This is a genomic window from Peribacillus sp. (assembly GCF_059453735.1).
This window is the reverse complement of sequence record NZ_JAZVJO010000358.1, coordinates 1-9,267: the sequence shown is the minus strand read 5'-3', so window position 1 is coordinate 9,267 and position 9,267 is coordinate 1. Positions and strand designations below refer to the sequence as shown.

Annotated in this window: 11 protein-coding genes and 1 other annotated feature; of the genes, 10 read left to right on the top strand and 1 reads right to left on the bottom strand. The window is 42.2% G+C overall.

Annotated elements, in window-relative coordinates; all coding sequences use genetic code 11:
• Positions 1–256 precede the first annotated feature (256 nt).
• From AC52RT_RS11480 to pheA, 10 genes are all read left to right on the top strand, one after another.
• Complete coding sequence (locus AC52RT_RS11480; RefSeq protein ID WP_495540868.1) at positions 257–1,033, top strand: peptidoglycan DD-metalloendopeptidase family protein; 777 nt, start codon at positions 257–259, stop codon at positions 1,031–1,033.
• Positions 1,026–1,892, top strand: coding sequence for a M50 family metallopeptidase (locus AC52RT_RS11475; RefSeq protein ID WP_495540867.1), 867 nt, complete (start codon positions 1,026–1,028; stop codon positions 1,890–1,892). The genes AC52RT_RS11480 and AC52RT_RS11475 overlap by 8 nt, the downstream gene beginning before the upstream one ends.
• Before the next feature lie 81 nt (positions 1,893–1,973).
• The gene (locus AC52RT_RS11470) at positions 1,974–3,458 is read left to right on the top strand and encodes an Rne/Rng family ribonuclease (RefSeq protein WP_495540866.1); all 1,485 of its coding nucleotides are present in this window, start codon (positions 1,974–1,976) and stop codon (positions 3,456–3,458) included.
• A 66-nt stretch (positions 3,459–3,524) separates the two neighbouring features.
• Positions 3,525–3,607: a sequence feature (ribosomal protein L21 leader region), on the top strand.
• Between the two features lie 13 nt (positions 3,608–3,620).
• Positions 3,621–3,929 carry a 50S ribosomal protein L21 gene (gene rplU, locus AC52RT_RS11465; RefSeq protein WP_201647640.1) on the top strand — a complete coding sequence of 103 codons (309 nt, stop codon included), beginning with the start codon at positions 3,621–3,623 and terminating at the stop codon, positions 3,927–3,929.
• An 8-nt stretch (positions 3,930–3,937) separates the two neighbouring features.
• Positions 3,938–4,270 carry a ribosomal-processing cysteine protease Prp gene (locus AC52RT_RS11460; RefSeq protein ID WP_495540865.1) on the top strand — a complete coding sequence of 111 codons (333 nt, stop codon included), beginning with the start codon at positions 3,938–3,940 and terminating at the stop codon, positions 4,268–4,270.
• 12 nt (positions 4,271–4,282) lie between these two features.
• Positions 4,283–4,573, top strand: coding sequence for a 50S ribosomal protein L27 (gene rpmA, locus AC52RT_RS11455; RefSeq protein WP_040376206.1), 291 nt, complete (start codon positions 4,283–4,285; stop codon positions 4,571–4,573).
• 366 nt (positions 4,574–4,939) lie between these two features.
• A complete protein-coding gene (locus tag AC52RT_RS11450; RefSeq protein WP_495540864.1) occupies positions 4,940–5,476 on the top strand; it encodes a Spo0B C-terminal domain-containing protein in 537 nt (178 codons plus the stop codon).
• A gap of 59 nt (positions 5,477–5,535) precedes the next feature.
• Positions 5,536–6,828, top strand: coding sequence for a GTPase ObgE (obgE, locus tag AC52RT_RS11445; RefSeq protein WP_495540863.1), 1,293 nt, complete (start codon positions 5,536–5,538; stop codon positions 6,826–6,828).
• Between the two features lie 50 nt (positions 6,829–6,878).
• Entirely contained in the window at positions 6,879–7,328 is a 450-nt protein-coding gene (locus tag AC52RT_RS11440; protein WP_040376203.1) for an ACT domain-containing protein, read from the top strand.
• A 148-nt stretch (positions 7,329–7,476) separates the two neighbouring features.
• Positions 7,477–8,349: a prephenate dehydratase gene (pheA, locus tag AC52RT_RS11435; RefSeq protein WP_495540862.1), complete on the top strand. Its 873-nt coding sequence runs from the start codon at positions 7,477–7,479 to the stop codon at positions 8,347–8,349.
• Positions 8,350–8,395: 46 nt separating this feature from the next.
• Here pheA and AC52RT_RS11430 read toward each other — a convergent pair whose 3' ends face one another.
• Complete coding sequence (locus tag AC52RT_RS11430) at positions 8,396–8,938, bottom strand: transcription repressor NadR (protein WP_495540861.1); 543 nt, start codon at positions 8,936–8,938, stop codon at positions 8,396–8,398.
• Positions 8,939–9,267: the final 329 nt, after the last annotated feature.

Below are 9,267 nucleotides of genomic sequence, written 5' to 3'. Positions count from 1 at the left end.
AGATAGACGGTTGATTGGAGAGGAGGGCGTGAAGACTCCCGCGGAAAGCGAAGCGCCTGGAACGGAAATCAACAGCCCCATTTTAAAAACTAATAAAAGAAGACTGTAGAGAAACTTGATTTCAGCAATTTTCTACAGTCTGACACCTCCAGTTATGCTGGAGGTGTTTTTTTCGTTTAAGGAGCAACATCAAAGTCATAGTCTGGACAAGGGTGTCATATGCTGATTACAAAGGCTTGGGGAAGGGTGATGCTTGTTGGGAGACCGCAGGAAGGAGATACAAGATCGGATTGCAAAGCGGAGAAGGCTTGAGAGTAAGCTTGAGAGTAAGCGGACTGAGATTCCGTGGTCAGAGATGAAAGTGGATAATCAGGAGCAATATGGGTACGAAAGTGTCTCCTTTGAAACAGGTAATCGAGAAAAGGATCATCCGCTGTTTAAGAAGGAATACTTTCTTTTTAAAATTTTAGGTGCAGCATGCTTATTCTTAATTGTGGCTGTGCTGTTTAGGCATCCTTCTCCACAGTTTGATCCAGCGCGGAATGCTGTTTCTACGGCAATGAAACAGGAATTCCAATTTGCGGCTGTGTCATCCTGGTATGAGGATACGTTCGGGAAGCCTATCGCTTTTTTACCATCTGATAACACGATTACGAATGTGGCAGAGAGTGATGGTCAATTTGCACAGCCTGTGTCTGGTAAGATTACCGAAAGTTTTGAAACAAATGGAGAGGGGATTATCCTTGAAACCGGCAGTAACTCAAAGGTAGAGGCGCTGAATGGTGGATTAATTATCTTTGCCGGAACGAAAGAGGGACTTGGGAAAACGGTTGTGATTCAACATGTGGATAAATCAGAATCATGGTATGGAGAACTTGAAAACATCAATGTAACCCTCTTTGAAACGGTGAAAAAGGGAGCGGAAATTGGACAAGTAACGGCAAGTCAAGATGGATCAAAAGGATCCTTTTATCTTGCCATCAAAAAGGATGATGCATTTATTGATCCTAAAAAGGTGATTTCCTTTGAATGAAAGTATTAAGCTTCTTCAGAAAATTAACATCCATCCGACGCTTTGGGTTGTTATGGGGATTGCGGTTATTACCGCTCATTTCACACAAATCTTAATGCTTTTTTGCATTGTTTTTGTCCATGAAATGGGACATGCGGTGACAGCTAATCACTTTAATTGGCGGATTAAAGCCATTCAGATTCTCCCGTTCGGTGGTTCTGTTGAAACCGAGGAATATGGGAATAAATCAATGAGGGAGGAACTTCTCGTCATTTTAGCTGGACCCATCCAGCATCTTTGGCTCGTTGGTGTCGCTTATTTGATGTATACATTTTCGCTGGTTTCTTTTGAATTATATCAGCAATTTTTCTATATGAATTCAGCCGTCATGCTCTTTAATCTGCTGCCAATCTGGCCGCTCGACGGGGGGAAACTACTCTTTTTAGGTCTATCCCTAAAACGCTCCTTTATTGATGCTCATCGGTTAACGATTTTGTTGTCATCGGCGATCGCGGTTTTAGGTTTTTTCTATATCTTACTGGCTGAACCAATGAATTTGAATGCATGGATTATTGCTGGGTTTATTATTTTTACACTGGTGATGGAATGGAAGCAGCGATACTTTGCGTTTATTCGTTTTCTGCTCGAGCGTCATTATGGACGTAATAGCACGCTTGAGATGCTTAAACCAATTAAGGTCGATCAAAATGAAAAAATTATTGAGGTGCTTGAACGTTTTCAAAGAGGGTGTAAGCATCCTGTCATTGTCTTAAAAGATGGGCGGGAAAGCGGGGCACTAGATGAAAATGAAATTCTTCATGCCTATTTTTCCGACAAATTGACATCCGCTAGTATCGGTGAATTGTTATATTCCTATTAGATATGATATCCTTTCTTCAAATGGTTGCAGGATGGACTAACACAAGTCTGCTGTCCCCACATGAAGAAGGGGTTTTTTGTCATGAAAAAAATAATTGCCAGTCTAGTTACACGAGAAAAAAGATATGCTGTGCTGGAAAATGAACGAGTTGTCAGACTGGAAGTTGCGCAGCCGCAACAAGAGAGTACAGTTGGAAATATTTATATAGGTAAAGTAACCAAGGTGATGCCGGGTATGGAGGCTGTATTTGTTGAATATGGCGCGGATAAAAATGGTTTGTTACATCGGGATGAGCTTCCTGCCTTTCAACAAGATAAGAGTAAGAACCTGCCCATTAAGGGAATTAGTTCGTATATCCATCAAGGCCAAAAGCTGCTTGTTCAAGTCAGCCGTGATGAAGCGGGTTCTAAGGGAGCGAAATTGAGTGCCATGATTGAGCTTTCCAGTCCGTCACTCGTCTACATATATGGCAATGATTATCTTGGCGTATCCAAGAAATTTACGAATCACCGTTTACAAAGTTATTGGAGAAAAGTAGCATCCGAGCATAAGCAGGAACTTGAAGGATTAATCGTTAGGACTTCTATGGAAAATCAAAGCGAAGACGATTTTTTAAAGCAGCTTCATGCCTTACGTGCTGCCTATCAAAATTTGGCTAAGCGTGCCGATTTAGCTAAGAAACCGGGGCTGGTTTATGCGCGGGATTCATTCTTAGACATGTTAACAGTTAAAATTGCTTCAACACAGTTCGGTGAAATCATTTTAGATGACTTTGAAAGCTGCCAAGAATTGAAAAAGCGTCTGGATGATCAGAATAGTGAATGGACGGTTACGTATGATTCCGGTCCTGGTGATCTCTTTGCTAAATATCATATCCAAACACAAGTGAGTGAATCACTAAATAAACAAGTACCATTACCAAATGGCGGTTCATTAATCATAGAAGAAACGGAAGCCTTTACGATTATTGATGTCAACACAGGGAAATTTATCGGCAAAGCACAAAAAGAGCAGACACTGTTTGAAACGAATCTCGAAGCTGCGAGTGAAGTGGTTCACCAAATCATATTGCGTAATCTAGCAGGTATCATTCTAGTAGACTTTATTAATATGACTGAAGAGAAGCATCGAAAAGCAATTGTTGCAGCAATGACAAAAGAAATGAAACAGGATAACCGACATGTCCAAATTGTCGGGTTTACTGAACTGGGGATTCTTCAACTTACAAGGAAGCGTACAGCCCCGTCGCTGCAAGACAAGCTGACTAATCAGTGTACCGTTTGCCAAGGGACTGGAAGAGTGGATAGTCCGGAAACGGTTGCTTTCCGCTTGGAACGCGAGCTGTTCGAACATCGAAGAAGCGTAGATGAGGCGGTCTGGGTCGAGATGAGTCAAGCTGTAGCTGACGTTTTACTTGGGGCCAAAGATTCAGGACGAGAATGGATTGAAGCATTAATTGGGAAGAAATTACTTGTTACCTATATAGAGGGACAGCTAAACAGCTATACAATCAAACGTTTTGGTTCATACAAAGAACTTAAACAAGCAAAATCGGTTTACGAATAAAAATCTAGGAATGAGATTGACAGAGGTTTTTATATGTGATAAAATTTTACTGTTATGTTTGTAGCACCCGTGCTACAACCGCTCAAATCAGGTTCCAAAGTTTTTACGGCTTCGTAAAACGCCTGTGCTTGGCGAGTCTGAGAGATCCAAGGAGGTGCAAGTATGTACGCAATTATTGAAACTGGCGGTAAACAAATTAAAGTAGCAGCTGGCGAAACGGTTTATATTGAAAAATTAAACCTTGAAGCAGGCGAAACTGTTACATTTGACAAAGTTTTATTCGTAGGCGGCGAAGACGTGAAAGTTGGAGCTCCTCTAGTTGAAGGCGCTACTGTAACAGGTACTGTTGAAAAACAAGGGAAGCAAAAGAAAATCACTGTATTCCGTTACAAAGCGAAGAAGAACTATCATAGAAAGCTAGGTCATCGTCAACCTTATACTAAAGTCGTTATCGGCGAAATTAACGCATAAGGCTGAATATGATAAAGATAACTTTCGATGTCGCTCAAGGACGGATTCATTCCTTCACCTTAAGTGGACATGCTGATTTTGCTAAAAAAGGTTCTGATATTGTATGTGCAGGTGTATCGGCAGTTACCTTCGGGGCTGTTAATGCAATTATGTCCTTAACGGATGTAAAACCTGAGATTAAGCAGAGCGGACAAGGCGGCTACCTGAACTGTGTGATCCCTGAAGATCTTTCAGAATCATCACGGGAAAAGGTTCAGCTGTTGTTGGACGGGATGCTTGTATCATTACAGACTATCGAACGTGATTATGGAAAATACATGAAAATTATCCTCAGACAATAGGAGGTGGAACATATGTTAAGATTAGATCTTCAGTTCTTTGCTTCCAAAAAGGGAGTAGGTTCTACAAGAAACGGACGTGACTCCCAATCGAAGCGTTTAGGCGCTAAGCGTGCGGATGGTCAATTCGTATCTGGTGGTTCTATCCTTTACCGTCAACGCGGTACTAAAATCTATCCTGGTGAAAACGTAGGACGCGGCGGAGATGACACACTATACGCGAAAGTGGATGGTGTTGTTAAATTCGAACGTTACGGTCGTGACCGTAAAAAAGTCAGCGTTTATCCAGCAGCACAAGAAGCATAATACAGCTTTCTTTTAGAAGCTGGTTTATAGGGTCCGGCTCCTTCTATTGAACACAATATATTGCGGCAGCTCGTTCGTATGAATGTTTTGCTACATATGTGTGAAAAGGAAGGAGTCAGGGCTTTTCTTTTTTATTGTCTCCCAAAAACGTCTATGCTCCTATTTTAATTTTTTACATCCTAGATGACTTTGCTCTGCCATCGTCCGAAGCACTCTTGTGCCGAAACGGGTCCTTTGGACGATGGCTTTCATGTTTTAGAGGGAGATTACTCTATTCTACCTTCTAGCTTTTTTTGATATACTAAAGAAATCATCTGACATGATAGAGCGTATGGAATGTTCTATTGAATGGTAGGAGTTAATGGAATGGATAATGAATGGACGACCGTGGAAATTCTACGCCACTCACGACATGATTGGCTCAATAAGATTCAGTTAATTAAAGGGAACCTGGAACTCGAGAGAAGTGATCGTGCACGGGCCATTATTGAAGAAATCATTATTGAATCTCAGCATGAAGCAAGGCTGTCCAATTTGAAAATGCCGCAATTCGGTGAACTTCTTATGACGGCAAATTGGCAGCCCTGTGCTTTCCGCTGTGAGTTCGAGGTCATTGATACCATAAAAGGCTGTTCGAATCTCGATGAAACGATAACAGCCTGGACACGTAAATTATTTGCTATCTTGAACGAATCGCTGGATGGGTATAGTGAAAATGTGCTTACCGTTTCTATCTTTGAAACAAATGCAAAGAATATTCGTTTTTCCTTTGACTTAGAGGGAAGCCGCAAAGAAGATGATTCACTTAAGCGTTTGCTTTCCCAGCCGCTGGATAAACTAGAGCATATGTCATCGGAATTTACTGAAACATGTGTTGTATTTACGTTGGATATGAAGATTTAAAGTGGTAAAAATATATGTAATGCATCAAGGTTACATACAGAAAACAAGGAAGTGATTGCATGTTTATTGATCAGGTCAAAGTATTAGTAAAAGGCGGAGACGGTGGGAACGGTGTCGTTGCCTACCGCCGCGAAAAATATGTACCAATGGGCGGTCCAGCTGGCGGAGACGGCGGTAATGGAGCGAATGTGATTTTCGAAGTAGAAGAAGGACTGCGTACGCTAATGGATTTCCGTTACCAACGGCATTTCAAAGCACCACGCGGAGAACACGGTATGTCTAAAAACATGCACGGTAAAAATGCGAGTGATATGATTGTTAAAGTTCCACCGGGTACGGTGGTTACAGATGCGACTACCGGCGAAGTACTTGCCGATCTTATTGAACATGGCCAACGGGCTGTTGTTGCTAAGGGCGGACGCGGTGGACGCGGAAACTCTCGTTTCTCCTCTCCGTCCAATCCAGCTCCGGAAATCGCTGAAAATGGTGAACCTGGACAAGAACGTGAAATTACTATGGAGCTTAAATTGCTTGCTGATGCGGGACTTGTCGGCTTCCCAAGTGTCGGTAAATCAACGCTTCTTTCTGTAGTTTCTGCAGCAAGACCTAAGATTGCAGATTATCATTTCACCACAATTGTTCCTAATTTAGGAATGGTTGAAACGGAAGATCATCGTAGTTTTGTTTTAGCTGATTTGCCAGGACTAATTGAAGGTGCATCACAAGGCGTAGGTCTAGGACATCAATTCCTTCGTCATATCGAACGGACACGGGCAATTGTCCATGTAATCGATATGTCAGGACTTGAAGGACGCGACCCTTATGAAGATTACCTGACTATCAACAATGAATTAAATGAATACAATTTACGTTTACTTGAGCGTCCGCAGATCATCGTAGCTAGTAAAATGGATATGCCTGATTCGGAAGAAAACTTGCAGACATTCCGTGAAAAGTTAACGGAAGACTATCCAATTTTCCCGATTTCTTCTGTAAATCGTTCAGGACTACGTGAACTTGTTTATGCGATTGTAGATAAAATTGAAGAAACACCAGAATTCCCGCTTGATCATGATGAAGCAGAAGATAACGGAATTCACCGTGTTCTTTACAAGCATGTATCACAAAAGGATGAATTCGATGTTACACGTGAACCGGATGGCTGTTTCGTAGTCTCTGGCTTCAAGATTGAACGTCTTTTCAAGATGACTGATTTCACTCGTGATGAATCCGTTAAACGTTTCGCTCGTCAGATCCGTTCGTTTGGAGTCGATGAGGTTCTTCGTCAACGTGGAGCGAAAGACGGCGATATCGTCCGCATTCTTGAGTATGAGTTTGAATTTGTAGATTGATGAATAGATAATGGCGTTAGGTGCCAAGGTGAGGGATTGGAGTGCGCTGCATGGATAAGACCGATAAAAAGTTTTACCTGGTTCGAGAAGATGTGCTACCAGAAGCGATGAAGAAAACACTAGATGCGAAGGAACTGATAGAACGGGGAAGAGCAGAGTCGATCTGGGACGCCGTTCAGAAAGTGGATCTTAGCAGAAGTGCTTTCTATAAATACCGTGATACAGTTTTTCCGTTTCATACAATCGTTAAAGAACAGCTCGTTACCCTCTTTTTCTATCTGGAGGACCGATCAGGCACGCTTTCGGAACTTTTACATGTAGTTGCCTCATCAGGATGTAATGTCCTGACTATCCACCAGACAATCCCTTTACAGGGGCGTGCAAACGTTACGCTCTCATTAAATACCGGCAGCATGAGTATGCCGGTTGATGAGTTAATGACACGCCTTCGTCAAATGGAGTTTGTTGAAAAAGTTGAAGTACTTGGCACAGGAGCTTAAATCAATGCCCCCACCACTTATGGTGCGGGGCATTTTTTTATAGAGTCCAATTATCTATTTTTCGTGAATTTTCAAACTTATTCATTGTAAAAGTACTGAAAATAGCATAAGATAAACAGTAAATTTTCCGTGAGAGGAAGCGTCATACATGTATAAACAAATTGCATTTCTGGGTCCTAAAGCAACATTCACGGATATAGCCGTAAGCCGTCTATTTCCTAATGATTATAAAGTGCCCCTGTCGACCATCCCGGATTGTCTGGATGCTGTAAATGACGGGGAAGTAGAAGTAGCGGTTGTTCCTATTGAAAACGCACTTGAAGGTTCCGTTAATATAACCATCGATTATTTATACCACGAAGCAAAGCTGCCCATTCGTGGAGATATTACCGCTCCTATTGAACAGCATTATATGATTCATCCGGACAATGATACACCGTCTTTCAAACCAGAAATTGTTTATTCTCATTCGCATGCCATCGCTCAGTGTCATAAGTTCCTCCATAAAGAGCTGAAGGGCGTACCCTATGAAAGCACAACATCAACGGCAGCTGCTGCTAAAATGGTCAGCGAAAATCCGAATAGAAAGATTGCCGCCATTGCTAATGAAATGGCAGCAGACGTGTATGGCTTAAAAATCGCCAAGAGAAAAATCCATGATTACAGCCATAACCATACAAAATTTATCGTAGTCTCGAAACAAGAAGTCAGCTTTGATGACCATTTAACGAGTGAACAAGGCTACAAAACGACGCTTATGGTGACACTCCCTGTCGATACTTCCGGGGCACTCCATAAAGTGTTGTCCGCCTTTGCTTGGCGTGGCCTCAATTTAACGAAAATTGAATCAAGACCATTGAAAACCGGTCTAGGCAATTACTTTTTCATTATCGATATAGATAGGAAAATGGATGATATTCTTATTCCTGGTGCTATGTCCGAAATGGAGGCACTCGGCTGTAAAGTCAATGTTCTCGGCAGCTATCCAAGCTTTAAGGTGGGAAAGCCACAAATGGTTTAACTTAAAAGGCCTGTCTCCAATTTGGGGACAGGCCTTTTAGGTTAAGTCAACTTATGTAGTCGATTAGAAATCCTGCCTCTTTTAAAGCAGCTTCAGCTTCGTCGAGATGTTGCTCGGAGTCCGCGGATAAGGTATGCAGATGAACGCCGTTTGCCAAAACAGAAAGATAGGAGGCATTACTATCGGCAATCCGCTGAATGAACTGACGCACCTCTCTACGGCTGCTGACCATGATTGAAGCGGTCAAATCTCCATACACAGGATGCTCTATTTTTACATCCTTAATCGTAATGCCAAGATCAACAAGTAAATTCAATTCCTGCTCGGTTTGTTCCGGAGAATGTGAGCAAGTAATAATCCGTTCATAATGCTTCGAATTGGTCGGAGACATGTAAATATAGCCCTGACTGGTCGCGATAATCGGCTCATTTTTAGCTTTCAACAGCGTAACATCACTGACAATCACCTGGCGGCTCACATGCGTCATCCGTGACAACTCACTACCCGTCACAGGCTCCGGGCTCTCCCTCAAAATCTCAAGCAGCTTATTCCGTCGCTCTTCACCATACAGCTTCCTCTGTTCAGTCATAAATATCTCTCCTTCAACTCATTGCCCTCATTTTACCATAGCGCACTGAAATCTTCAGACATGGAGTTGGGATATTTGCAATAGCCTCGAAAAGTCGTTCCGCACACGATTTAGGCTGAAGCGCACATAAATAACTGGTTTTTGCACACAAAATGTCCTGAAGCGCACATAAACTTGCTAATTCCGCACAAACGGTGGATCGGAAGCTTATCCGTAATACCTCTGAAACTGAATTCAACAACAATATCGGAGCTATGCCGCCAAGAAAGTGTAACTATCTTCCCTATTTTTTAACCCCATCATATTCAGAAAAAGTCGTTCCGCACAGG

Coding starts and splice junctions, on each gene's coding strand:
- pheA (WP_495540862.1), top strand. CDS start 7,477: ATGTATAAACAAATTGCATTTCTGGGTCCTAAAGCAACATTCACGGAT.
- rplU (WP_201647640.1), top strand. CDS start 3,621: ATGTACGCAATTATTGAAACTGGCGGTAAACAAATTAAAGTAGCAGCT.
- rpmA (WP_040376206.1), top strand. CDS start 4,283: ATGTTAAGATTAGATCTTCAGTTCTTTGCTTCCAAAAAGGGAGTAGGT.
- AC52RT_RS11460 (WP_495540865.1), top strand. CDS start 3,938: ATGATAAAGATAACTTTCGATGTCGCTCAAGGACGGATTCATTCCTTC.
- AC52RT_RS11450 (WP_495540864.1), top strand. CDS start 4,940: ATGGATAATGAATGGACGACCGTGGAAATTCTACGCCACTCACGACAT.
- AC52RT_RS11470 (WP_495540866.1), top strand. CDS start 1,974: ATGAAAAAAATAATTGCCAGTCTAGTTACACGAGAAAAAAGATATGCT.
- AC52RT_RS11430 (WP_495540861.1), bottom strand. CDS start 8,938: ATGACTGAACAGAGGAAGCTGTATGGTGAAGAGCGACGGAATAAGCTG.
- AC52RT_RS11440 (WP_040376203.1), top strand. CDS start 6,879: ATGGATAAGACCGATAAAAAGTTTTACCTGGTTCGAGAAGATGTGCTA.
- obgE (WP_495540863.1), top strand. CDS start 5,536: ATGTTTATTGATCAGGTCAAAGTATTAGTAAAAGGCGGAGACGGTGGG.